The organism is Methanosarcina barkeri str. Wiesmoor, from assembly GCF_000969985.1.
Classification (GTDB): Archaea; Halobacteriota; Methanosarcinia; order Methanosarcinales; family Methanosarcinaceae; genus Methanosarcina; species Methanosarcina barkeri_B.
The window spans coordinates 4,154,011-4,179,349 of record NZ_CP009526.1 but is presented as its reverse complement, the minus strand read 5'-3'; the positions used below and the strand labels follow the sequence as shown (position 1 = coordinate 4,179,349).

General features: G+C 39.6%; 23 protein-coding genes, 1 tRNA gene and 1 pseudogene. 17 read left to right on the top strand and 8 right to left on the bottom strand.

What is annotated here, in order from left to right; all coding sequences use genetic code 11:
- Positions 1–665 precede the first annotated feature (665 nt).
- The 3 genes from MSBRW_RS17135 (at position 666) to MSBRW_RS17125 (ending at position 4,787) form a co-directional block, all read left to right on the top strand.
- Complete coding sequence (locus tag MSBRW_RS17135; RefSeq protein WP_011306526.1) at positions 666–1,538, top strand: hypothetical protein; 873 nt, start codon at positions 666–668, stop codon at positions 1,536–1,538.
- 373 nt (positions 1,539–1,911) lie between these two features.
- Positions 1,912–3,996 carry a bifunctional polysaccharide deacetylase/glycosyltransferase family 2 protein gene (locus tag MSBRW_RS17130; protein ID WP_011306527.1) on the top strand — a complete coding sequence of 695 codons (2,085 nt, stop codon included), beginning with the start codon at positions 1,912–1,914 and terminating at the stop codon, positions 3,994–3,996.
- Between the two features lie 200 nt (positions 3,997–4,196).
- A complete protein-coding gene (locus MSBRW_RS17125; protein ID WP_155398490.1) occupies positions 4,197–4,787 on the top strand; it encodes a hypothetical protein in 591 nt (196 codons plus the stop codon).
- Between the two features lie 250 nt (positions 4,788–5,037).
- On the opposite strand, the gene MSBRW_RS17120 is transcribed toward MSBRW_RS17125, so the two are convergent.
- Both MSBRW_RS17120 and MSBRW_RS17115 read right to left on the bottom strand, forming a co-directional pair.
- Positions 5,038–5,715: a dienelactone hydrolase family protein gene (locus MSBRW_RS17120; protein WP_011306529.1), complete on the bottom strand. Its 678-nt coding sequence runs from the start codon at positions 5,713–5,715 to the stop codon at positions 5,038–5,040.
- Between the two features lie 87 nt (positions 5,716–5,802).
- Positions 5,803–6,456, bottom strand: a complete 654-nt coding sequence (locus MSBRW_RS17115; protein WP_011306530.1) for a phosphoribosyltransferase — start codon at positions 6,454–6,456, stop codon at positions 5,803–5,805.
- 258 nt (positions 6,457–6,714) lie between these two features.
- Between MSBRW_RS17115 and MSBRW_RS24000 the strand changes: the two genes are divergently transcribed.
- The 4 genes from MSBRW_RS24000 (at position 6,715) to MSBRW_RS23690 (ending at position 10,370) form a co-directional block, all read left to right on the top strand.
- Positions 6,715–6,846 carry a hypothetical protein gene (locus MSBRW_RS24000; protein WP_268990270.1) on the top strand — a complete coding sequence of 44 codons (132 nt, stop codon included), beginning with the start codon at positions 6,715–6,717 and terminating at the stop codon, positions 6,844–6,846.
- A 10-nt stretch (positions 6,847–6,856) separates the two neighbouring features.
- Positions 6,857–7,063 carry a sensor histidine kinase gene (locus tag MSBRW_RS17110; protein WP_196298008.1) on the top strand — a complete coding sequence of 69 codons (207 nt, stop codon included), beginning with the start codon at positions 6,857–6,859 and terminating at the stop codon, positions 7,061–7,063.
- A 741-nt stretch (positions 7,064–7,804) separates the two neighbouring features.
- Positions 7,805–9,853 carry an MASE3 domain-containing protein gene (locus MSBRW_RS17105; RefSeq protein WP_011306531.1) on the top strand — a complete coding sequence of 683 codons (2,049 nt, stop codon included), beginning with the start codon at positions 7,805–7,807 and terminating at the stop codon, positions 9,851–9,853.
- Positions 9,854–10,070: 217 nt separating this feature from the next.
- The gene (locus tag MSBRW_RS23690) at positions 10,071–10,370 is read left to right on the top strand and encodes a hypothetical protein (RefSeq protein ID WP_230669834.1); all 300 of its coding nucleotides are present in this window, start codon (positions 10,071–10,073) and stop codon (positions 10,368–10,370) included.
- Positions 10,371–10,741: 371 nt separating this feature from the next.
- Here MSBRW_RS23690 and MSBRW_RS21495 read toward each other — a convergent pair whose 3' ends face one another.
- Positions 10,742–10,960, bottom strand: a complete 219-nt coding sequence (locus tag MSBRW_RS21495) for a transcriptional regulator (protein WP_080565341.1) — start codon at positions 10,958–10,960, stop codon at positions 10,742–10,744.
- A gap of 569 nt (positions 10,961–11,529) precedes the next feature.
- Between MSBRW_RS21495 and MSBRW_RS20530 the strand changes: the two genes are divergently transcribed.
- Positions 11,530–12,345, top strand: a complete 816-nt coding sequence (locus tag MSBRW_RS20530) for a PRC-barrel domain-containing protein (RefSeq protein ID WP_011306532.1) — start codon at positions 11,530–11,532, stop codon at positions 12,343–12,345.
- A gap of 142 nt (positions 12,346–12,487) precedes the next feature.
- Entirely contained in the window at positions 12,488–13,945 is a 1,458-nt protein-coding gene (locus tag MSBRW_RS21490; RefSeq protein ID WP_011306533.1) for a PRC-barrel domain-containing protein, read from the top strand.
- Between the two features lie 318 nt (positions 13,946–14,263).
- On the opposite strand, the gene MSBRW_RS17080 is transcribed toward MSBRW_RS21490, so the two are convergent.
- Positions 14,264–15,403 carry a DUF362 domain-containing protein gene (locus MSBRW_RS17080; RefSeq protein WP_011306534.1) on the bottom strand — a complete coding sequence of 380 codons (1,140 nt, stop codon included), beginning with the start codon at positions 15,401–15,403 and terminating at the stop codon, positions 14,264–14,266.
- A gap of 168 nt (positions 15,404–15,571) precedes the next feature.
- A complete protein-coding gene (locus MSBRW_RS17075) occupies positions 15,572–15,979 on the bottom strand; it encodes an ArsR family transcriptional regulator (protein ID WP_011306535.1) in 408 nt (135 codons plus the stop codon).
- Between the two features lie 237 nt (positions 15,980–16,216).
- Between MSBRW_RS17075 and groES the strand changes: the two genes are divergently transcribed.
- The 3 genes from groES (at position 16,217) to MSBRW_RS17060 (ending at position 19,411) form a co-directional block, all read left to right on the top strand.
- Positions 16,217–16,495 (top strand): co-chaperone GroES, encoded by a 279-nt coding sequence (gene groES / locus MSBRW_RS17070; protein WP_011306536.1) that lies wholly within the window; start codon positions 16,217–16,219, stop codon positions 16,493–16,495.
- A gap of 122 nt (positions 16,496–16,617) precedes the next feature.
- The gene (gene groL, locus MSBRW_RS17065) at positions 16,618–18,228 is read left to right on the top strand and encodes a chaperonin GroEL (RefSeq protein WP_011306537.1); all 1,611 of its coding nucleotides are present in this window, start codon (positions 16,618–16,620) and stop codon (positions 18,226–18,228) included.
- 322 nt (positions 18,229–18,550) lie between these two features.
- Complete coding sequence (locus MSBRW_RS17060; RefSeq protein WP_230669832.1) at positions 18,551–19,411, top strand: ribonuclease H family protein; 861 nt, start codon at positions 18,551–18,553, stop codon at positions 19,409–19,411.
- Here the strand turns inward: MSBRW_RS17060 and MSBRW_RS22685 are convergent.
- Complete coding sequence (locus MSBRW_RS22685; RefSeq protein ID WP_155398352.1) at positions 19,386–19,658, bottom strand: hypothetical protein; 273 nt, start codon at positions 19,656–19,658, stop codon at positions 19,386–19,388. The two genes, MSBRW_RS17060 and MSBRW_RS22685, sit on opposite strands and share 26 nt — an antisense overlap.
- A 108-nt stretch (positions 19,659–19,766) precedes the next feature.
- On the opposite strand from MSBRW_RS22685, the gene MSBRW_RS17055 reads away from it, so the two are divergent.
- From MSBRW_RS17055 to MSBRW_RS17045, 3 genes are all read left to right on the top strand, one after another.
- Complete coding sequence (locus MSBRW_RS17055; RefSeq protein ID WP_155398351.1) at positions 19,767–20,018, top strand: hypothetical protein; 252 nt, start codon at positions 19,767–19,769, stop codon at positions 20,016–20,018.
- A gap of 55 nt (positions 20,019–20,073) precedes the next feature.
- Positions 20,074–20,715: a hypothetical protein gene (locus MSBRW_RS17050; RefSeq protein ID WP_011306539.1), complete on the top strand. Its 642-nt coding sequence runs from the start codon at positions 20,074–20,076 to the stop codon at positions 20,713–20,715.
- A gap of 270 nt (positions 20,716–20,985) precedes the next feature.
- Positions 20,986–22,182: a pyridoxal phosphate-dependent aminotransferase gene (locus MSBRW_RS17045; protein WP_011306540.1), complete on the top strand. Its 1,197-nt coding sequence runs from the start codon at positions 20,986–20,988 to the stop codon at positions 22,180–22,182.
- A 252-nt stretch (positions 22,183–22,434) separates the two neighbouring features.
- On the opposite strand, the gene MSBRW_RS17040 is transcribed toward MSBRW_RS17045, so the two are convergent.
- Complete coding sequence (locus MSBRW_RS17040) at positions 22,435–23,199, bottom strand: hypothetical protein (protein ID WP_011306541.1); 765 nt, start codon at positions 23,197–23,199, stop codon at positions 22,435–22,437.
- A gap of 349 nt (positions 23,200–23,548) precedes the next feature.
- A tRNA-Trp gene (locus tag MSBRW_RS17035) sits at positions 23,549–23,740 on the bottom strand.
- Between the two features lie 445 nt (positions 23,741–24,185).
- Between MSBRW_RS17035 and nifH the strand changes: the two are divergent.
- A pseudogene (gene nifH / locus MSBRW_RS17030) lies at positions 24,186–24,377 on the top strand (nitrogenase reductase); the annotation flags it as partial.
- Between the two features lie 321 nt (positions 24,378–24,698).
- Positions 24,699–25,232 carry a pyridoxamine 5'-phosphate oxidase family protein gene (locus MSBRW_RS17025; RefSeq protein WP_011306542.1) on the top strand — a complete coding sequence of 178 codons (534 nt, stop codon included), beginning with the start codon at positions 24,699–24,701 and terminating at the stop codon, positions 25,230–25,232.
- Positions 25,233–25,339 lie beyond the last annotated feature (107 nt).

Below are 25,339 nucleotides of genomic sequence, written 5' to 3'. Positions count from 1 at the left end.
ATATTTTATAACAAGGTCACATAACCAGGTGTGTCAACTCAGAAATTCAATAATGGTGAATCAAACCTTTTTAAAAAGGAGAGTTGATCTGGCTAAAGGCTGTAGCAGATAAATAGATGATATTGACCAGAAGGCTACTATTCTGTGGTCAGTAGCATTTTTGATTTATAGAAGCCAAAGTTTCTTGTTTCCGGCCGTCTCCAGTGACTAATCCCTATACGTTATTGGAGAGTGGATACTCTGTGTGCAATGTATCCATCTCACTAAATCGCAGAGAACCTAATTGGATCGGCTCGAAAAATATTACGCAGACGTAATAGGAATCTTAAAACCCGTATAGAGCCAACCTGATCAGGGAATTCTGTTGAAGAATTCAAAAATCCCTACCTGATTAGATTAGTTCGGAAAAGTAAGTATTACGAGTACGTAATATGGAATTTTGAAAAATATTTGGGAAAAATTACTTTTACTGTATGTGTTTTGATTTCACTTAAGTCCCTATAAGAATTCAACCCAAAGTTGATACGATGCTAAAAAGAAAGCTGGGAACCTTATTTCTAGTGACAACTTTATTTTAACAACTGTATCGGCTTTGGGGAAAATATAATTTTCTCAATATTTTTAAATTTACTTAAATTCTAAAAACCCAACCCAAAGGTGATACGATGCTAAAAAGAAAGCTGGGAACCCTATTCCTGGTAACATGCCTTATTTTAACAACCGCGCCGGCTGCATTAGGTTCAACCATTAACAAGGCTGTTGTACCTGACCACGTCACTCAAAAAAATGCCGAAGCAAATAAAATACTTACAAATAACGAGGCATCGACAGATAGTATAATATTGGCAAATGGGCCTTTGAAAGGTGTCTGGAATAATTGTGATTTTTCAAAACCTGCTGGAGACTGGTCTGAAGCTGCCAAGAAATTTGGAGGTGAAGATGGTGTGGTCGACCTGGTCGTTACTCAAGCGCATGCAAACAAGCTCGCATACTTGCCATTTCCTTTTGAAAAGAAGGGATACATTTACAGTGATGGCGAGACCGACAAAGTTGAACCTTACCTCGACAGATTCGATGATGAAGGCTTGAAAGTTATCCTTTCAATTCAGCCTAATGGGGCTGATGTAGCTGATTTGATTGATATTGTACTTTCGAGATATAGCCATCATAAGAGTGTTATTGGTGTAAATGTTGATATGGAGTGGAAATTAACAGGAAACCCGAACCATGCCAGCAACAAGGAGCGTGATTTCTGGTTGACCAAGATTCAAAGTTATAACTCTGAGTATAAACTTTTCCTGACCAATTTTCAAGACCATACCTATTTCCCTGATGACACAAAAGATCTTTTTATCCTGTACGATGGCGAAGGTACTCAGAATGAGATCCTGAAAGAATACCAGGATCTTGCAAGTCATTATACCTCAGTTGGAATATACACAGGTTATTCTTCAAATACTCCCCGAACAGCATCTAATGAAAACATTATGAATGCAGCCCCGAATACGAAGTATATCTTGCACGCAATAGATGACTGATGAGGTGGATCAAAGTATATTTGTAGAATTGTGATTTACCTCTAATTTTTGCGGGAATATTTCCCGCCAATCTATTTATAATATTTATTTGGACTTTTTCTTTCCTTGTTCCATTATAAATAAAAGCCTGTCTGGAATGAAATCACCAACGTACTTCTATTTAATCATTCTTTGTTATTTTTCTCTAAGATATACTATTTTTCAGAACAATTTTTCAGAACAATTTTTTAGAACAATTTTTTAGAACAAATGCTTCAAAATCTATTTATTTTATATTTTTGATTAATATAAAAATAGTTATATTCAATTCGATTTATTTTACTTGATTCTATATCTCAATTTAATATTGGGCTTTTCTTATGGGGGATCATGGGTGAGCAAGAAACAGCTTGCGGATTTTGAAAAATCTCAAGAAAATTACGTGGTAAATCAATCTAATGTCAGGTTTACTCAAAAGGAGGCAGGGATGATCGAAAAAAAATTCCCTGGTTTGTCTAATAAGCTAATTTTTAAAAAAAAGGTACCACTTATCTCATTCTTTTTGGCGATATTAATTACCCTTCCTCTAGGAGTATTCCTTTGTACAGAAGTCAATCACTTAAACGATGCTATGTTCGGAAGAATAACTATCTTGGATGAGCCGGAACTTCTCAATGCGCTGAGAAACGCACAGGATAGGGGAGTTATTATGGGGGTCCACGGATGGGAACATGAAAACTATTCCACCCTGAAGCCTTTCCAGGCAAAAGAAAATGTTGAAAAAGGAAAGCTGGTCTTTGAAAAGGCCGGACTCGTCCCGAGAGTGTTCATTTCCCCTTTTGATATCTATGGAATACCGACAGATCCATCAGTGAGACAGGCAATAGAGAGCACGAAAGTTGCAACAAGACTGCCTTCCCTGAAAACAAATGGAACGCACATAGATGAATATACATGGAATTGGCGTACAATGGAAAGTTTTGATGATCCTCGATTCCAGGCGGCATCTGCAAAAATCAGGGAAGATCATCCTCAGACTATTGTTCTCCATGCAATGGATTGGAATCCATATGTGAACCAGTTCCTCATTGACTATCTGTCTTCAACAGACGAAAAAAATATAACCGTCAGAATGGATGATGTTGAGGTAAATACCCCAAAAGACGTGATCACTGGCATATCTCAGATGACAAAATATAAATCTGTAGGAAGAGTTGTACTTGCAATTATTCCTGTGGGGACATGGAAAGGTGGTAACCCTGCCATTGGAAGTCTTGAAGTCAACAAAATTATGGTAGTCTATTTCTGGTTCTTTATCATAACTTCATTGCTACCACTTTCGTTTTTTGTTATATGGAAATTTTTATCCGGTTGGAACATAAGAAGGAGTAAAAATAGCTGTCAACCTCAGAATATTCAGGATACTGGGTATCATGGATTGGTTTCTATTATAGTTCCGGCATATGATGAGGAAAAAACGATAGGTTCATGCCTTGAGTCGATCCTTAATCAGGATTATAACGGTGAAATGGAAGTAATAGTTGTAAATGATGGTTCCACTGATCGGACTGCAGAGATCGTTTTAAAATATCCGGTGAAATTTATTGATCTTAAGGCGAATGTAGGAAAGGCCAATGCTCTCAATCGAGCAATTGAAGATGCAAAAGGGGATATTCTAATCTTTACGGACTCTGATTCGTACATGTCAGCCAATGCAGTGAGTTCATTAGTAGAATGTCTCATCACTAATAATGACGCGCAGATAGTAGCAGGAAATGTTTTTATCCATAATAGTCAGGGAAAAAAGCGAATTATGAAGTACTTCCAGATGATTGAGTATCTTATAGAACAGGAGATAACTCGGTACCTTCAGAGTTTAAGTGGTAATATTCTTGTTTGTCCCGGCCCGCTCACTGCTGTCAAGCGCGAGGTATGTGAATCTGTTCGATTCAGTGACGAGACGATTGTTGAGGATGCAGATTTTACGATAAAAGCCCTTAAAAAATCCATGAAAATTATCCGAGAACCAAAAGCCAAAGTTTACACGAATGCACCTGAAACGTTCAGGGCATGGTATAAGCAAAGGAAACGGTGGTGGTACGGCAATCTCCAGGTATGGCGGCTTCATAGACACTGGGCAATGAGGAATGCATGGATGGTACTCAATTACTTGGGCTACATCATTGGAGTTTGTTCCATTATTCTGGTTATGTTTCTGCCCTATTTGCTTCTTCAATACGATAATCTCCTGCTGATATCTCTGCGTGGGCTCTCATACTCCATTCTTCCTGTGCTGATATTCATCGTATTCACTGCTTCACTTTTTTCAAAAGACAAAAAATTACTGCCAATGCTGATTCCTTATGTTTTGGTTTACTCAACAATTAAAGTTGTAACGATCAGTTACCTTTACCTGTGCTATCTAACAGGGAGAGGGTTGAAAATACAATTCGGTCCGCGGATTATTGAGGTGAGATAATTAAGAAAGACAGTATGGTATACATTTTATTGGGATCGACACTCTTAATTTTTTTCATAATTCTGTTTTATTTTGCCTCAGTCACTCCTCCACGACCAGCATGTTTCCAAGGAGTCTGGAATAATTGTAATTTTTCGAAGCCTGCTGAAGACTGGTCTGAAGCTGCGAGACAGTTTGGAGGTAAATCTGCAGTAGTTGACTTGGTCGTCGCTCAGGCACATGAAAGTAAACTCACATATGTGCCTTTTCCTTTTGAAAAAAATGGAAAAATTTACAGTTATAATCAGACTGACAAAGTTGAGCCTTATCTGGATAGATTCGATAGAGACGGATTGAAGGTAATTCTTTCAATTCAACCTAATGAGGTTGATGTAGCTGATTTGATCGATATTGTACTTTCGAGATACGGTCATCACAAAAGTGTCATAGGTGTAAATATTGATATGGAGTGGAAATTAACAGGAAACCCTAATCATGCCAGCAACAAGGAGCGTGATCTCTGGTTAACACAGATTCAAAGCTATAACCCTAAGTTTAAACTCTTCCTGACCAATTTTCAAGACCATACCTATTTTCCTGATGATACAAAAGATCTTGTCATTCTATATGATGGTGAGAGAACTACTCAAGATAAACTCATGGCCAAATATGGAGAACTTGCTGGTTACTACACATCGGTAGGAATATATACTGGTTATCTTTCGAGTACCCCACCAACCGCGTCTTATGAATGTATTATGGATGCAGCTCCAAATACAGAGTACATCCTTCATGTAATATATTTCCAATAAGGCAAAACGCTTGGGTTTTTTTAAACTGACAAATCACGAGAAAAGTCTTTATTTCATTGATTACAATTTCATTTTCTATAAATTGTAAAAAAATAATACTGTGTATTGAGAACTAATTTTGTCAAATATAATGCTTAGCAGTCTATTTGAAAACTAATTAAAACTACTTTTGTCAAATATACTGCTTATCAGTTTTATTTGCTTATTATTTATTTGCTTATTATTTATTTGCTTATTATTTATTTGCTTATTATTTTTCTTCTCGAAGATGTCTTTTAAACCATTCTCCAGACAGATTTGCGACTTGTTCTAATGTTCCCGGTTCTTCAAAAAGATGAGTTGCTCCGGGAACAATTTTAAGTTCTTTTTGTTCTGCTTTCAATCGGTCTAATGCCCACTGATTCATTTCTATTACTTGATAATCCTCTCCACCTACAATAAGTAGTGTTGGTGCCTTTACATCCGGCAGGGCTTTTTCAGCCAGATCAGGCCTTCCTCCTCTGGAAACTACCGCCTTTATAATATTCGCATGCTCTTTTGCAGCTATGAGTGCGGCTGCAGCTCCCGTACTGGCACCAAAGTAACCTATATTAAGATTTTTAGTATCAGGATTGCTTAAAAGCCAGTTTGTTACGTTAACAAGCCGGTTTGCAAGCATGTCAATATCAAACCTGAGGTGCGCAGTTATCATATCAATTCTCTCTTCCTCAGCTGTCAACAGATCAAATAACAGTGTTCCAAGGCCTTCTTTCTGAAGTTCCTGCGCAACATACCTATTCCGAGGACTAAAACGACTGCTCCCGCTGCCGTGTGCAAAAACAACAATTCCTTTTGTTCCTTCAGGAATTGTGAGGTTTCCTTCAAGTATAATAGAATCGATTGGAATTTGTATTTCACTACTTTTACCTTTACTTACTAATTCACCCATGCCAACCCCCCAAAAAGGTTTCACTATTAATTGTATACCTGCGTCTGAAAAATATCACATCATATTTTTAAATGTTGAACATTACGATTATCTTGCCGGAAGGGCTCTTGCTTTATCCAGAAGTTTGCAGACCTCTTCATCGGTGGTTTGACTGAAGTTTCCGTACCAGGCTCCAACCCCATAGAAAGGTTCAGGGGTGGCTATACATATTACTTCGTCTACTTCCATTTTGAAAAGCTCACACGTGTCCGGTGCACCCGTGGGTACTGCAACCACTATTTTAGCCGGGTTTTTGGTTTTAATAGCAGATACAGCTGCACGCATTGTCGCACCTGTAGCGAGCCCGTCATCTATTAAAATCACAGTCGAGTCGCTAATCTCTGGCTTAGGCCTATCTCCACGGTAAATGCGTTCCCTGCGTTTAAGTTCCTTGAGCTCATTCTCAGATACCATATTAATTACTTTTTCAGATATCTGAAAAGAACTGACAATGTCTTCATTCAACACAAGGACATTGTCAGAAGAGATCGCTCCCATTGCCAGCTCTTCATTTCCGGGTACTCCCAGCTTCCTTACTATAAACACATCCATTTTTACATTAAGTTCCTTTGCAACTTCAAATGCTACCGGAACCCCACCGCGTGGGAGCGCAAGTATCAACACATCTGAGCGATTTGCATATTTCGAAAGTTCTTTTGCAAGCTTTTTCCCGGCATCCACCCGGTCTTCAAAAAGTGCCATTTGTCCCTCAACCCCTTTCCGAACTGGATTAATTGATAAGGCAAGCAATGTTTTAATTTATAGTATCTATGTTCAAGCCCTTAAACGTATAGATATAAAATTTAAGCTTAAAATTTATATAATTACTCCTCTTTGAAATGGAACCCAGGAAATAGTAAAAATTTGAAAATATTTATTTTTCTAGCTACTTGCCTGTCATGTTGTGGAGAATGGGATCTGATTAAATTCACCTGTATTTACAGAATGCTTGGAGTAAAAATGGATGAATTGGGAAGTGAATCTACAGATGAAAAGTTATATATTTATGAAAAAGGTTGCAGTCCATCCTTGCAGAATATTGAAGGTATTATGACTTTTCTGCTTGATGAGATCTTCAACTGTGGATATTGAAGAAATTAATTTGGGAATAGACATTGTAATTTCACTTGACATTTCACTTGACATTGTTTTCAATGAACTGATTTCAAACTCTCTTAAGCATGCTTTTCCTTCAGGAAAAGGAAGGGAAATCAGTATAACACTCTATCGAGCTGAATACTTGGTCTCAACAGAAAATTCCTGCGAAAGAGAGACTCGGAGAAAAAAGAAAATCTACCCTTTGTGCTGACGGTAACAGATAACGGCAAGGGCATCCCTGAAGAGATAGATTTTCGAAACTGATTCATTTGGGATTCAGCTTGTAACCATCCTTGTTGAACAAATAAACGGCTGTATCGAGCTTGATAAAAGTAAGAGGACGATATTCATTATTCTGTTTAGCAATATAGGGAGCACAAAATCTAACTGATTGGCTAATCATTTTTAAAATATTTTTTATTGTTTTAGTTTAACAATAAATTTTATCAGGTGTGCAAAATTTTTTAAGCCAAATTATTTTTTACTTATGGGCAATTTTTTGAATAATTAATTTAAAATAATTTATGCTCTTTATATTTTTTGAATTGGGAAGTGAGTTGAGTGTGAACAAGTAAACAATTGCCTGGAGGGCGTTGATAATCCTTCTCTAAATGGTACGCGTGGGGAGTGTTTGTCTGCACTTGCTGTATTGGGGAATACAATAAAAAGGGGATAATGCCTCCATGCTTCTTCTTATTCTCTTTTGTGCAATGCTTTTTACTCTTCCGGTTCAGTTATTTTGCAGGTGATTCAAATCTAAAATTGCATTAAGTTCAGCATAACTCAATATTAAAATCCTTTACTTGATATTAAAATCTTTTATTCGATATTAAAATCCTTTATTCAATATTAACATTATTACTTGGTGTTAAAGTCACTTTGTAAGTATAAACATTCAGTCTTATATGAAGCTCATGAATTCTTAAGATGTTAAGTTCAAGGGGGGTAATTGATGAACATAGCAGATGTAAGGAAAAACACACTAAATATAGACTTCTATGAATTAATGGTCTGGATGACCATAATCATTTTGCTTTATCTAATTAGCCTTAACAATTACCTCCTTTTCCATATAGTAATAGAATTATTCAGCGTTTACTTTGCATACATGATATTCCTAATTATATGGAAGTCAAGAAGCCGTCTGGAGAATCGATACCTTCTGATATTGGGAGTTGGCTACTTTTTTGTCGGAAGTTTCGACTTTCTAAGTACACTTGCATTCCATCACTTGAGAGTATTTCCCGGGTTTGATACAAACCTGAATGCTCAGTTCTGGATCGTTGCAAGATTCCTGGAAAGTACTTCTTTTCTGGTAGCTCCACTGTTTTTGATACGCACTGGAGAGAACCAGGAGAGAAATATCAAAACCCTTGAAAGCTCAATTTTTGCCTTGAAGGCATTTCTTGTATATGCAGTAATTAGTGTTGCCTGCCTGATTTCAATCTTTTTTTCTGCAAATTTCTCGGATTCTTATTTCCAGAGTTCAGGATTTACTCAATTCAAAGTAGCAAGTGGATACTTAATTCCTTTCATGCTTCTATGCTCACTTTTTCTCCTGTATGTTGTCAGGGAGAGGTTCGAAGAAAAAGTTTTCAGTTTACTTTCAGCCTCCCTGGTCCTTACGGGTTTCATGTCATTGTTATTTGCATTCGACAGTCAAATGGGCGAGGCTCCGAGCATTATAGGTCTCTTCTTTAAATTATTGTCTTTTTATCTGGTCTATAAAGCAATCTTAGATGTTGGGTTCGAAGAACCTTGCAGTCTTTTATTCAGGGAGCTTAAACACCGAGAAGAAGATTTCAGGCAGAAAGCCATTTTCTTTGGGGACGAGTATGGTCATATTTGCAGGATGGTAGGCAAGAGATACCTGACTGAACATCGAAATGCTGAGGAAGAAGACAATCCCAAAGATGGGCCAGACAGTTATAGTTCCTATATGCAAAATCTTCAGGGAATTGGATTTCAGTTTAATAAGGATTTTAAATTGATATTTCTCCATGGTCCTGTTGAGGAAATGACAGGTTATCCAAAGCAGGATTTCCTCTCTGGAAAAATTGACTGGCAGGAAATAATAATACCTGAAGACCGCTCTGTTATTTCTAAAAAAGAGGATAAACTAAAGTTAAATCTTAATTCTATCGTTGAAAGCGAATATCGGATAAAGAAAAAAGACGGGGAGATAAAATGGGTTCGTGAGATTATCCAGAGAATCTCGGATGAATCCGAAAGTTCGGGAAAGTTTCAGGGTCTGGTTTATGATATCACTGAACGCAAAATAGATGAAGAAGTTCTGGAAAAAATAGATAAAATTCGATTAAAAGAAGTCCATCATCGCATAAAAAATAACCTCCAGGTAATCTCATCTCTCCTCAGCCTGCAGGCAGAAAAATTTGAAGATAAAGAGGTACTCGAAGCCTTTAGAGAGAGCCAGAATCGAGTCGAATCTATTGCGATGATCCATGAGAGACTTCATGAGAGTGAAAATATGGATGCTTTTGATTTCTCAGACTACCTAAGAAAACTAACAACAGATCTTTTCAATTCCTATAATGTAGGAAACAGGAATATAAGCCTCAAATTGAGCCTTGAACAGGTTTATTTGGGTATGAGTACTGCCATCCCTCTTGGAATTATTGTAAATGAGATCGTTTCAAATTCCCTGAAGCATGCTTTTCCCGCGGGAAAAAGAGGCGAAATCAGCATAAATTTTTGTAAAGCTGAAACTTTAGTTGCAAAGTACGGGACTTCATGCTCGGAGAAATACTGTCCATATGAGGGGGACTATACGGATTATAAGGACTGTATAAACAATAATTTCCGTTACATACTTACAGTAGCCGATAACGGAATAGGAATTCCCGAAGAACTCGACTTTCAAAATACCAACTCCCTGGGGCTCCAGCTTGTGAATATTCTTGCCAAACAAATAGGCGGGTGTATAGAGCTTAAAAGGAATCAGGGGACAAAATATATTATCTGTTTCAGTAATGAAGGGTAATGAAGCCTTATAATTTCAAAATATCTGTCCTTCCTGGACTTTCAGTTTTGGAAAACTTTTTTCTTACCAAAACTTTATTCTTACCAAAACTTTTTTCTTACCAACACTTTTCTTCTTACCAACACTTTTTCTCTTACCAACACTTTTCTTCTTACCAACACTTTTTATCTTATCTTCGCTAAGTAAAAATAGTCTATTTTTAGTCAGTTCTCTTAAAATGGTTCTGAAACGCAGCACAAAGGAATGGAAAGAAAAAAGAGCCGAGTTTCTAAAAGGTAAGACCTGTGAATGGTGCGGATCTTCCGACTCTCTATGTGTTCACATTCCCAGGTATTTTTCTACTTCGCAGGTTAGCTCAGAGATTTACAGTGCTGCGTATACCAGGTTCAGGGAGGTTTACAGCAAAGGTACCGGAAATTCGATTCTATCCCTACCGGCAAACACCGTCACAAAAGCCATCCGACCTGGCATAAAGCTTCAACTGTGCATGAAACCGAACCTGACCATCAGGACTTGAGGAGCAATTTATTGAAATTCTTCTTGAAGATTCAGAAGAAAGTAATTTCAAGAAGCTTTATCATGAATGGCTAGAAGAAACCGGAATTAAAGAATTAATTGAAGAAGAAACTAAAAAAGCTGAGGAAGAATGCGAGTCTCTGACAAACGCAATTGTGCTCTGCAAACGCTGCCATTTTGCAAGTCTCAGTGGTATGAATCTCTGCCCTAAATACAGGAATAAATATAAGCCTGTAAACTATGAAACTTGTTTTGACTGCCTGCCTGACGAAAGAAAAGCTGAGTTTCGGGAAAGGCAAAATCGCTAGGCTCCCTGAAATTCAGAGATTCCCTCTAAGTTGCTCCTTTTATCCAGTGATCTATATAATTTTCTCAAAGAAGAGCCCAGCCGCTTCCTCCACATACCCTGCAAGTTCCATTCTCAAAACTCCCGGAACCGTTACATAGAGGACATACTATTGCGGGCTGAGCAACGAGTACATCACCATGCCCCCCGCAAGCTTCACAAATTCTGCCATTAGCGTGCCCGGTTCCATTGCAATGAATGCATTTTTCCGGAGCGTATTCAGTGTCTATATAGCTATGAAGCATCTTATCACCTTTAAAAGGTATGATTACAGAAACATTGTCTCAATAAATCTTTTTGATACTTATTTTCAGCTTTCTGGCTTAAAAGACCTTTTAAAAAGATAAAAAGGAAAAGGTTATAACTTAATTGCTGACTTTCTGCATTTTTCAATATCAGCAGGCGTTCTAATTTATACTTTCAAAATATTTTATATAAAATCTGAAGAACCACAAACGTTTGGTTCTCGAAATGAATATGAATTTTTCTCTCTAAGTTTCTCTTTTTTATTTACCAGCTTTCTTGATTCATTTTTCCTCAAGAGATTATCTTCTCAGGTATTTGAAGCGGTTTGCCAGATTGATATTCTCAGATATAAAACAAGGCTTTTTCAAAAAAATCTTTTCTTAATATCTTCTCTTTATAATATTTATTCATAAATTTTTACATGATAACATAAAATATTACTTTTTATATTCCCGGTAGTTTTAAATAACATCAAAAAAATAATATTTATTGGAGGGGATGCTCTGAAACTGTGTCTGGGGGCGCAGGCTTTGAGATGAATGTCTCCTTAAATTTTGGGAGTTGAAATATGGCAGATAGGGATGATCCTGATTTTTTATCATTAGGCACGATAAAAGGGGGCGAGGTCGCCAATAGGGCAGGAGAAGGCCTTGGGAAGATTGAAGAATTAATGATTGACCTTCAAAGTGGAAGGATAGCATACGCCGTATTGTCTTTTAGAGAATTTATAGGTCTGGGAGACAAATTTTTTGCTATTCCCTGGCAATCTCTTTCTCTGAGGCTGCACGACCACGCCTTCTTACTTGGCATTACTAAAGAAACCCTGGAAAAGACAGGAAGCCTTGAAAAAGGCAACTGGCCTCTGACTCGTGAAGAACTTGCCGGAACTTATGCTTCCTACGGGTACCAGCCTTACTGGCAGGCAGACATAACGGGACAACCAGGAATGACAGAAGAGGCCGAATCGGAAAGGATGTCCCGGATGGAAACTATGGCAGGCAGGGCCAATCCGGATTTTTTGTCAGCAGGTACAATAAAAGGGGATAAGGTTGTCAATAAAGCAGGAGAGCACCTCGGGAAGATTGAAGAATTAATGATTGACCTTGAAGATGGAAGAGTAGCATATGCTGCACTATCTTTTGGCGGATTTTTGGGTCTGGGCAGTAAGCTGTTTGCTATACCCTGGCAGGCTCTTCAAATGAAACTGCACGATCACGTTATTCTGCTTGACATTCCCAAAGATGTTCTGGAGAAAGCAGAGGGTTTTGATAAGGAGCACTGGCCTGTAACTAACCGTGAGTGGCTTTCTGCAATGTACAGTTACTACGGATACCAGCCTTACTGGCAGGCACAGAGAATCGAAAACCGGCCAGGAAATCTCTGAGCTTTAATCGGATAGGCAGATAGGCATCAATTTACTGGCAAATAAGGATGCTAGAATAAACTTAATTGGGGGAGAGTTTGAAACTGTGCTTCAAGCACAGGCATTTAAATGTATATTTTGTAAAACATGGGGAGTTGGAACTATGGCAGATCGAAATAATCCAGATTTTTTGTCAGCAAGCACGATAAAAGGGGATAAGGTTGTCAACGCAGCTGGAGAAGACCTTGGAAAGATTGAAGAATTAATGATCGACTTACGTGATGGAAGATTAGCGTTTGCAGTACTTTCTTTCGGCGGATTTCTGGGTCTGGGGAACAAGTTGTTTGCTATTCCCTGGCAAGCTCTTAGATTAAAACTTCACGACCATGTCTTTGTCCTGGATGTTCCCAAAGATATCCTGGAGAAGGCAGAAGGTTTTGATAAAGACAACTGGCCTATAACTTCCCATGAGTGGCTTTCCACTGTATATAGCTACTATGGATATCAACCTTACTGGCAAGCAGGAATGCCTAGAGAGACCGAATCACAGAGGATGGCACGGGTGGGAAGTCCGTCTGCAGGCAGGAAAAATCCAGATTTCTTGTCAGCAGGCACGCTAAAAGAGGATAAGATCGTCAGTATGGATGGAGAAGACGTTGGAAAGATTGAAGAGTTTATGATTGATCTACAGGACGGAAAAGTAGCATATGTTGTAGTCTCACACGGCGGAACTCTGGGTCTAGGCAACAAATTATTTGCTATCCCCTGGCAAGCTCTTTCACTTAAACTGCATGAGCATGCTTTCGCTCTCAATGTCTCTAATGAGACTTTCGATAAAGCAGAGGGCTTTGACAAGGATAACTGGCCTTTAACTCGTGGGGAACTCTCCAGAACCTACAGCTATTATGGGTATCCACCTTACTGGCAGGCAGGGATGGCAGCACAGGCAGCAGGAGTTTCGGCAGCAATGCCAGCTGAAGCCGAATCTGAAAGGATGGCCCGGATGGAAAGTGAAAAAATGGTCCAGACTGGAGGCACAGTAAGTACAACAGGTGGAGAGATGCCGGACTTTTTGTCAGCAAACACTATAAAAAAGGATAAAGTAGTCAATAGAGCAGGAGAAGACATCGGAAAGATCGAAGAATTACTGGTTGATCTCGAAAACGGTAGGATTGCGTATGCTGTACTTTCTTTTGGTGGATTCCTGGGTATGGCCGATAAGTTCTTTGCTATTCCCTGGCAAGCTCTTGCACTAAGGCTGCATGAGCACGCTTTTACTCTTAATATTTCCAAGGATATCCTGGAAAAGGCGGAAGGTTTTGACAAGGATCACTGGCCTTTAACTCGTGAGGAACTCTTCAGAACCTACAGCTACTATGGATATCAACCTTACTGGCAGAGAGAAGTGACCGAACGTGCCGAAATGCCAAGAGAGACTCAACCACCGAGGACAACCCGCACTGAAAAAGAAAAACTCCTGGAAACGGCAGAAGAATTAATTGCCCAGCAGGAGAAAGAACGGATAGAACAGCTGGAAAAGACAGAAACCGATGAAGAGAAACTTAAACGGCTGGAAAGAGAAAAAGCGATAGCTGAAAGGCGGGAACACAAATACCAGTGAAAGAGATAAGATGATAGGAAATATGTGGAAACACAAATACAAGTGATAAGTGTGTGGGGGAGGCATATTAAATGTCTCCCATGATTAAATTGTTTTATAGTTGCTTGTAAGTCTTAGCTAAATTGGGACTATAAACATCTGTAGCCAAAAATTAAGTTTGATTAGTTGGGGTTATGGTAAAAGTATGGGTATATAAAATAAATCAAGCTTATTTTAAAAGTTAGACGTTTCTTAAATTGGCTTGAAGCTAATTAAAAACCTTAACTTTTGGTAAAGTGTGGTGTGTAACGTTCTATTTATATCTTTTATAATTCATTGTCAGGTTTTACGGATTAGGTTGTCTTTTTCTGTTAAAAGCTTTGCAAGAAATGATTTTTTAATTTCTACCGCATTGCTGGGACACAGTTCGCGACAGCAATAACACAGAATGCACTTTTCCTCATTGATCTTAAAGCTCCCGTCTTCAAGCTGTTCAATAGCGTGGGGAGAGCAGTTTAAATAGCAAGCTCCGCAGTGAGTGCATTTTCTTCTGTTAATCCTGGGATAAATCTTATAGTATTTGCCAAGGGTGCGGGTAAGAAAGGAAGGGGCTGTACTGACTCCTCCACTGGATGGTTTGAATTTCATTTTAACTTCTTTTAACGGGGTTCCGACCACAACAGGGCACTGGTTTCCAAGTCCTTTTTTCATGGCTCCTGCAGTCGTGGGAATTTTGAAGGGGTCAAAACCTATCATTTCCGCAGCGACAATATCCAGAGAGACACAGTCCTGACTTGCCAAAATTACTCCGGAATTTACGGGATTTCCATGAGAAGGCCCGTTTCCTTCCATGCTTATTACCCCATCCATAACTGCAAAGCTGGGCCTGACAACCGAATACAGGTCAGCAACAGCTTCACCAAAAAGGTCTCTTTTTCCAAGGAGGTGTGCCTCTTTTCGGCACCTTAATGGGAGAGTTCCGAAAAAGTTCTTAACTGCACCTGTGTAGTAAGTAAGTTCATGAGTTTTTAATTTTGGGAGAGAGATAACTAAATCGGCTTCAAGGACAGGGTTTGCAATGTATAGTTTGCGGAATTGCAGGGGGTCAGGGACATCTACCAGGGTAAAGCCTGCGGTTTCGAAGTTTACTACCTTTGCTCCGGCTTTTCGGGCGGCTTCTTCTATACCTGAAGCTTTCAGGGCTTTTGAGGTGGCCCCTGGCCTTGAGATTCCGGCTCCGTCCCCTACTACAGGTCTTCCTCTGGCCTGAAGCACGAACTTGCACATTGACGCTACAACTGAAGGCTGAGTGGTTACTGCATTTTCAGGAGAAACAGCCGCAAGGATATTCGGTTTCAGGAGTACGCTGTCACCGGGATGGATTATATTCTCAAGACCTCCAAGGAGCTCCAGAGCCTCAGCTATTGCTTTTTCTGTATCAGAATAATCAGGGCAGTGGACTATGGATACTCGATTCACGGCTGAGGAAATAAATGAGTTTATTGTTGAATTTCTTTCCGGTTCAAATTTTTATCATCAAATTTTTTCCGGTCCAAGTTTTTATCATCAAATTTCTTTGGTTCAATTAATTTATTGGTTCAATTAATATTGATTTCTTCTTTAGTTCGATCTTTCGATCTTAATTTCTCATCTATTTTTGATCCCTATCCTGAGATCTATTTCTTCAGCTATGCTTTCGAGCTCGTCGAATATTCTTTCCGAGTCTTTTCTCATTTCTTTTACTGCAGCTTTCAGGCTTCCCCCGCGCAGATATACCAGGCGTTTTTTTCTGTAAAGGAGACCCGAGTCATTAAGATTCCTGAGGTGATGGTTTACTCTGGATATTTTTATCTCAAGGTCTTCAGCAAGGGCTTCTGAGGAAGTTATTTGGTCATTTGAGAGTTTGTCAAGCAGGCTAAAAACGATTCTGGTAGCGGTATTTTCCGTATCCCTGCCCGAAGAAAAGCCAAAGCTATCGCACAACCATAAAAGGTCGTCTTCCAGACTTTTGATGTGCGGTTTTTCAAGATATCTGAGGATTATCTGTTGAACCATCAGTGTATATTTTAGAATATTTCCTATATATAATTTCTTTGTATTTTATCGATATCATTTCGATTTTTTGGGAATCGTATTTATTTTTCCAGTAATTTTTAAATATGAGTTCCGCATTATATGCAGATAGTCAAGCGCATGAGCGCTCAATATATTGATCAATCCCATAATGACTCATAGCTACCAGTTAATATTCAGCTAACATGGGGTCACTTACACATAAGGAGGAACAATAAAGTGATTATCAAACCTATTGGCGAACGAGTCTTGCTTAAGCACCAGAAGAAACAAGAAGTAACAAAAGGCGGGATCTATATCCCGGAGTCTGCACGGCAGGAGAAAAAGGAAGGTATTGTTATTTCGGTAGGGACTTTTGAAGATGGAAAGGAGCTTCCCCTGAAGAAAGGTGACCATGTGATCTACGGGGGATATCAGTCAGACGAAATTGAAATTGACGATGAAAAGTACATTTTTGTCGACTTCAAGGATATTCTGGCAACAATTGCTGAAGAATAATGTTGAACGAGGTCGATCCTGACGAACATAGATAAAAGTATGTTCAGATTTGGTTCATGGAACTTAAGGTTATATTAAATTTGATTAGGGAAATAATTTGATTTTAATCCAGGTGAATACAGATGGCTTCAAAGCAGATAATGTTTGATGAAAATGCAAGAAAGGCACTTTTAAACGGTGTAGATAAAGTTGCAAATACTGTCAAGATCACTCTCGGGCCAAAGGGACGTTATGTTGTACTGGATAAAAGTACAAAACCTGTGGTCACAAACGACGGGGTAACCATTGCAAAGGAGATCGAGCTTCATGACAAGTTCGAAAATATGGGGGCCAAGCTTGTCAAAGAAGTTGCTTCCAAAACTCAGGATAATACCGGAGATGGAACAACTACTGCAACTCTTCTTGCCCAGAGCATGATTCGGGAAGGCCTGAAAAATATCAGTGCCGGAGCAAACCCGATAGATGTCAAGAAAGGTATTGAGATGGCAACAGAAAATGTTGTAGGCTATCTCAAGAGCAAGAGTAGTGAGGTAAAAGGTAAGGAGAAAATCGTACAGGTAGCTACAGTTTCTGCAAATAATGATGAAGAGATTGGCAATTTGATTGCCGATGCCATGGAAAGAGTCGGCTACAATGGTGTAATTACTGTTGAAGACTCTAAAACAATGGAGACCAATCTGGACGTCGTGGAAGGAATGCAGTTCGACAGGGGTTTTGTATCTCCTTATATGGCAACTGATTCTGAGAAGATGGTCTGCGAGTTTGAGGACCCTTACATCCTTATCACGGACAAGAAAATCAACAGCATGAAGCAGATCGTTCCCGTGCTTGAAAAAGTCGCCTCTGAAGGTCGTTCTCTCCTTATTATTGCCGAAGATGTCGATGGGGATGCCCAGGCTGCTTTGATCCTGAATATCATTCGTGGGGCACTGAGAGTCTGTGCTGTCAAGGCTCCAGGATTTGGAAATGAGAGAAAGGAGATGCTTGAAGACATTGCCGTGCTGACTGGTGGACAGGTAATCAGCGAAGACAAGGGCATGAAGCTTGAGGAATTCGATGATTATATGCTCGGAAGTGCCAGAAAAGTCACAATTGACAACAACAAGACCATCATTGTGGAAGGCAAGGGCGATAAAGCAAAGATTAAGGAAAGGGTTAGCCTCATTGAAGCTCAGATTAATATTGCTGACGTGGAGTATAAGAAGACCGAACTCAAAAAGCGCCAGGCAAAGTTAGGAGGCGGGGTCGCAGTAATCAAGGTGGGAGCTGCAACCGAAACCGAGCTGAAAGAGAAAAAGATGAGAATCGATGACGCGCTCAATGCCACAAAAGCCGCAGTTGAAGAGGGTGTGGTTATAGGGGGCGGAATTAGTCTTTTCCGTGCAGCTGCCATTCTTGACTCCCTGAAACTTGAAGGTGATAGAGAGATAGGTGTAAAAATAGTCCAGAGAGCTATCGAGGAACCTGTACGCCAGATTGCTGAAAACGCAGGTAAGGAAGGTGCTGAGGTCGTTGCAACCATCAGGGCTGAACCCCGCGAACTCTTTGGGTACAATGCAAAGAAAGATGTCTTTGAAGACCTCTTTGAAGCAGGTGTCATTGACCCCACAAAAGTAGTCAGAAGCGGCCTCCAGAACGCGGCTTCAATTGCTGGAATGGTACTTACAACCGAAGCTCTTGTCACGGACTTCAATGACGAAAAAGATGAAAAAGCAGCTACGATTATTATCTAATTTTAGCTTTTTCCTTTTTCTTTTTTGTTCTTTTTACTTTTCCTTGCTTTTTTTCCCTTTCCTCACTTCTTTTTACTTCTTTTTCCCATTCTTTGTTTTTTACTCTTATTTGCTCTCTTCCTCTCTTCCTTGCTTTCTTTTTTCCTTTCCTGACTTTTCTTCCCGCTTATCTTCTCTTTGCCTGATTTTTTATTTTACTTATGAGTTATATATTTCTAATATCATATTTTATCAATAGCCATAACTATTAATTTGCCATCTTGTAGTCCATCTGGTAGGATTACTGTTTATACATTTACTCTATATTCTAGTCCAGATTGCAATGGAATCTTCTACTGAACAGGTGAAAATAAGTATGTTTGAGGTTTACTGTGATTCTTCATTTAATGAAGGCGAAGACTCTTATATTGGTTGTATTGTGCTCCGGGACGGCAAGCAGATCCACCAGTCTACAACAAAGGTTCCCGGTGTCCCTAAAAATAACCTTGACTGTGAACTTACGGCCCTTTCTTTCGCTGTAACCCTTTCTAATATTTTTTCCAAAGGTGACAGGGACATTACCATTTATAATGATTCTACTGAGGCTGTAAAAGTTTTTCAGAAGAAAAGGCCGGAAATTGAAAAGAAATTTCCGGAACTCAGCATTAGTTTTGAGTATATTCCACGCGAAAAGGTAAATCAGGCAATTGCAGACAGTTTATCTAAAAAATTTCCTGTATTTTTCCTGAATATTCCCACCTGTGAGGTGGAGTCTTTTTCCCGGAGAGAAGACATTCTTTCCGATATTGCCCATAATGGGCGTAATATCCTTTATCTTGAGAAAGTCGAAGAAAAATCCACGAATAAAAAGACCTGCTACAGGCTGATTATCCGTACAATGGAGAAAATTCTTTCGAGTGACCGGTTTTATTTAATAAAAAAAGGAGGTTTGGGCACGCAGGTAAAAGTCGCAGAAGAAATAAGGAAAGATCTGTCTGATCCGCGTTTTCTCTCCTCGCTGGAGGCAAAAGGTGTCAGGCTTGAAAACTCCTATTTCCTGCTCACGGATGAAACCTGGGGACTTCGGGGCACAGACAATCAAACCTGTTCCATTCTTCCTAGCTCAATTCCCCACAGGATAATCTGTGACGAGGTGGACCGTTCCCCTGAAAACCTCTTCAGAAGAGCCGAATACTTAAAGTAACCACTTCGACCGTTGAGCCCAACCGTTGCACTGTTTGATCATGTCGACCATATTGTTGCTGGAGTTTTCGGTCAAGCCTTTTTTCAAAAGGGTTGTGATCAAGCCGACCATATTGTTGCTGGAGTTTTCGGTCAAGCCTTTTTTGAAAAGGCTTGCAGTACCTAATATTTATCTTCTGAAGGCGAGAAGACCCTTCCTCGGTAGATCCGGTTTTCCGGATCGGACAGGGAGGGATGAGAGCCGTCAACTTCCTCACCTTCTTCCGTTATTGGTTCTGCGTGGCTATTTCTACTTTACCGTCTAATAATATATGCTACTGACACCACAACCAAAATGCGAAAACCAAGCTGAGGAGTTGGAGAACAGGGTAGCTGTTTTGGAAATACCCAAAGGGATTGGGAAATTCAAGCTACGGAAAGGTAGAAGCTATACGCATCTCAAGTATATCACGCTCATATCTCACTTTGACATTTCTTCACCCGTGGAACGCGGGGTAGAGCCTCTGGACTCGCTCTCGGTAGAGAGGGGAATGAAGGAAAGGAACATTAGGTATCTCTTTTTGAGCCTAATGGCCTTTGGGAAGCCTCTCACTCAGATGATCTGGTGAAGCCGGATCAGATAGGGAAAGGTAGTTCACGAGTGGTCACTATATACTGTATGGGGTGCGAGTTACGGTAGAAGATCCTGAAAATAAGATATGGCAGATTGTTCCCGATGTTCAGCGGGAGACCGGAAAAGAATCTGAAGAAAATGCCAAAGAACCGAAAAAACTCGGTAACGAGGAGGTTCAGTATGCTGGAGTTCCGGCCGGTGAAGGCTGTATGTCCTGTCTTGAGATGCCTGAAGAGCAACGTAAAAACTTCATCCTGGAGATACAGCAGGTGGCAGAAAAGATACTCAGGGCCCATGGGGTTATCAATGAAGTTGCTGATCTTTTAAAGGGGGAATGGTTCCTTAAGCTTCAGAAATCCGGGTTTGAGAATAAACTGGTTCTTGCAAAATACGGGGAAGAAGTTTCTATAGGGTTTTTTATTTACTCGGACGATGTACCGGTTCCCGATCCGAACCTTGTCTTGCTCTCACGGGATGGGTTCTGGTATCCCCAGAGAATAGAGGAAAAGCTTGAAGAAACGGTTTCTTCCTTTTTTGCAGGGGCATATGGGGACTATGACTTCCTTAATATTATTCCTGAAAATCTTGAAAAGTTCAAGGTTTTCCAGCGAGATTTTGCGAAAACACTTGAAAGCCAGGGTTGGAGTGACCAGGATATGAAAATTCTCGAAAAAGTCATGCCAAGAAATTAAGCTATCCTATAAACTGTTTTCGGTCTTATAAACTAATTTCATGCCAGGAATTAATTTTTTCTTTCTGTTTTCTCAGGAGTTACCATTTTTCCCTTTCAGGCTTCTCAGGGTTTAGTTTTTTTTCTTTCTGTTTTCTCAGGTCTGGTTCTGTTTTTTTCCCACAGAATATTTAAATCTTGAAAGCATACGCAGTTCCATATATAACATCAACGGTGTTACTTGCTTTTACTTTAGCTCCTCTCACAATAATTGATTTTCAGAAGGTCTTCTATGTTTTCAATAAATTCCGAATGCGTCTTATCAAAAAAATCTGAAGATATCCCCCCTTTCTATGTGATGGAAGTGCTGGAAAGTGCCCAGGCTCTGGAAGCTGAGGGAAGACACATAATCCACCTTGAGGTAGGAGAGCCTGATTTCCCTACAGCTCCCCATATCTGTGACGCTGCTTGTGCTGCTATTGGCCGGGGAGCCACAAAATACACTCACAGTCAGGGACTTCCTTCGCTCAGAGAGGCAATAGTCGAATCTTACCAGCAGAAGTTCGGAGTCGAACTGAGTCCGGATCAGGTGATTGTAACATCCGGCACAAGTCCGGCTCTTTTGATTGTTTTTATGGCTCTGCTTGAGAAAATGGACGAAGTCATAATGTCGAACCCCCATTATGCCTGCTATCCGAACTTCGTGAAATACCTGGGTGGAACTCCTGTTTTTGTTTACACGAGTGAAACAAACGGGTTTGCCCTAGAACCGAAAACTGTAAGGCAGTGCTTGAGCCCTAATACAAAAGCTATCCTGATTAATAGTCCTTCAAATCCTGGAGGGCATGTCATGTCTCCGGAAAACTTACAGGGACTTGCCAAGATCGCGGATGAAAAAAGAATTCCTATTGTTTCTGACGAGATATACCAGGGTTTGATTTATGGCGGGGACGAGCATACTATTCTGGAATACACAAAGAACGCCTTTGTCCTTAATGGCTTTTCCAAATTATATGCTATGACCGGCTGGAGGCTCGGCTATATTATCTGTCCTCCTGAATGCGTTCGTGCAATTCAGAAAATTCACCAGAACTTTTTCATCTGCGCCAATTCCTTTGTCCAGGAGGCAGGAATCGCAGCTCTTAAAGGTCCGCAGGATCACGTCGACGAGATGGTCCATACTTACAACAAACGCCGCCAGTACATGTTGAAAAGGCTTATCGGAATGGGCCTTGAAGTCCGCAAAGAGCCGATGGGGGCCTTTTATGTTCTCGCTGATGCTCGCAGGTACGGCCCTGACTCCCTGGAAATGAGCCGCCGTATCCTTAACGAAGCCGGCGTTGCAGTTACACCCGGAATCGATTTCGGAAACGGGGCTGAAGGTTATCTTCGTTTCTCCTATGCTAACAGCATCGAAAACATAAAAGAAGGTATGGACAGGTTGGAAGCTTTTTTGGAAAAAGAGCTTGAAGGGTTAGAAATTCTATAACTAAGTTAGGTTAATAATTGAGTTAGGTTAATAATTAAGTTAGGTTAATAATTAAGTTAGGTTAATTATTTGGTTAGGTTAATAATTGAGTTAGGTTAATAATTGAGTTAGGTTAATAATTGAGTTAGGTTAATAATTGAGTTAGGTTAATAATTGAGTTAGGTTAATAATTGAGTTTAGAGCGTGTTTTAGATCAATCTTTTCTTCATTATTTCTAACTTTCTAACCAATTTTTCTTTTCTCATGTTGTTTTTAAAATCCGGAAAGACTGCTCCGGAACTTGCCGTTTTTCTCCGGGCAGAAAAGCCCTGTTATCATCCAGGTCCCATACGTGAAATGTGTCCCCATGATAAAGTAAAGTTCCTTTTCTTTCATGAGGTTCGAAAAATACTCTTCTATTTTCCTTTCTATGGCTGTCGGTTCCTGTTCATTCCTTATAATGTTCCGTACGATTTCATTGAATTCCCAGTCGAGCAGGATTATTTTATGCCCCCTGCAGGCCTCTTCTCCCTTACATCTGAAGAAAAACCTTATCTCGACGGGCATTCGGGCGGATTTTTCCCCTTTTTCCAGAAAATCTCCTATGAGGTTAAAATACTGCTGCCGGTCATAAGCCTCAGTGCTGTTAACCTTTATCTCGAAATCCAGGATTTCTGGCTTTACCACTCCAAGACTTGCTCCTTCGAGATTTAGCTTTTCAATAGACGTTACGAGCGGCAGGGTAAGCTCCTTTATTTTCCTTTCTTTAAGGGGGTTTTCCAGGTTCATATGACTGAGAACTTTCCTGCTCTCCCACCTGACATCGTGCTCAGGTTTAGTAACCGTGACCTCAAGCAGGTCATTCTTTTGGAAATCAACCAGCCCTTCTCCGTATCTGAATCCCAGGGGGTAGAGCCTGAGCAGTTCGCCATGTTTATTGATGCCGATAACTCCAACGGCATGTCCATCCCCATCTTTTTTGCTTTTTTCAGGAGTGGCTCTGACAAGGACAGCTATTTCTTCTTTTTCGCGTCTCAAAATAAGAACCTCGCTTGCTGTTGAGCAGGTCTGAGCAGATTTAAGCAGCTAGAAGAAAATTGGATTTGCAGGTTATTAACCATTGGGGAAGTTACGTGAAAGTATTACTTCTTAAAACTTTCCTCGTCTTCAGGTATAAAAATATTAGATTCTTGAGTGTCGGATTAGTAGTTAAGTGTTAAGCGAATAAGTATAAAAAGGAGTGATTAAATTATCAGTACAAAGGGGAACGGTAAAATAGATTACATGAAGACTAAAATGAATAAGTGTAAAAGGGAACACTAAAAAGCGTGTATGGAGAAGAGTCTTATAAGAATATATATAAAGAAGCAAAATTAAAGAAAAAACGTGGGGCTGGTGAGATTCGAACTCACGATCGACGGGTATCTCCGAACAACTGCTTATACAGTTTTCTGGTGAGCATCTATCAGTGCTCCAACGGTTCCTCATTATCTTGCCCCGTCGGGAAAGATTCAGTATACCCGTTGTTCATCATTTATCCGCTGGAGCCCATCGCCATGCCGGGCTAGGCCACAGCCCCTTTACAAGGATACTCAAATATCTGTTCTCTTTTAAATACTTAACGGCAGGAAATAATGTTTTTCTGGAAAATGCATACCTTTTGAAAAGATGTGGATGTAAATTATCCACTAAAACTTATGTTATTTCTTTAGTTATAACTTATAGAGTCCCATTATTACGCTCACTCATAACTTTGCCAGGCATGAGTACTCTTGCTCTATAAAGTCCTTATTTTTTATACCCAATAATTATTTATATTATCAAATCGGAACTAGGTTAGTGTATTCCTATATTATATTATATTCGTCTAAAATAAAGTTATCTGACACAATATAGGAGGCCTGGAACTGGAGTAAGCTGCATAAAAGAAACTTGTTACTTGTTTAGAATAAGTAGTTGCTCAAAATAAAATGCTGAAATAAGTGAATTTTGTAATAATTATTATGAATATTTAAAGAGTGCCAATGATCCGAAAAATTGCTTTTTATGGAAAGGTGGCATTGGATAATTCACCACTCAACAAAATACTGCAGCAGCTATGGCATATTATCATGGAAAAAATGTTTTCATTCATGGCTGTGACCCCCAAAGCTGACTGTGCTCGTTTAGTACTTGGCGGTGTACCTCAAAATACGATAATGGGATACTCTAAGGAAGCATCGATATATCAAAGGACAAAAAATCAACTAACCTTCACTAAATATAATTTTTACATAACTAAACACACATGATATTCTTCGAATAACAGGCACAGATAAATGAAAGTACTCTACTTTATCCTTTCTTTGACTATCGATCTCGTCATTAACTTGGGTAGTAAGGTTGTCCTAACTATGGTTTTTCAAACCATCGCTAAACTAATCAGTGAATTGCCATACAAGGCTTAAATTTGATAAGGAGTAGAAAATCAAAAGGAGCATTGGGAGCCAGTTTTATTCTGTATTATCATGCTAAGTATAAAGATAGGGTGTTTTCTAATGGATCAGGTTCGATATACGCAAAGAGACTGCACGGACAAAGAGAAAATAGAAAATTTTCTTTTGCAGGAAAGAACAGGTGTGCTGGGAATGGTAAACGGTAATTTTCCTTATGCTGTTCCAACAAATTATGTGTGGCACAAAGGTTCAGTTTACTTTCATGGTATGGGTTCTGGTAAAAAAGAAGATATTCTTTCCCAAAGTCCACCTGTTTGTTTCACAATATATCAGGAGCATGGCACTGTAATTGATCCTGTACCCTGCCATGTTGATACGGCATATATGAGCGTAATGCTTTTTGGAAAGGCAGAAAAAGTAACCGACTTCGAAGAAGCTGCTGAAGCTCTCCAGAAACTGGTTGATAAATATATGCCAGAATATTACAGTAATTCTTTAACCAGCAATTTTATTGAAAAGTATCGCTCTTCACTTGACGAAAATCCGGTTTCGGTTTATAAAATAACACCGCAGGGAATGACAGCTAAAGAAAACTCCGTGGAATCTGAAAAACTGTTTAAATCGGAAATTCACTAATTATATGTTAAGGTTACACGAAGCAAGGTATTTTGGGAGAAGGTCCCAAAATGCCATTTATGGTACGAGCCTAAATGATAAAGGAAGTGACAGCTGATATGGATATG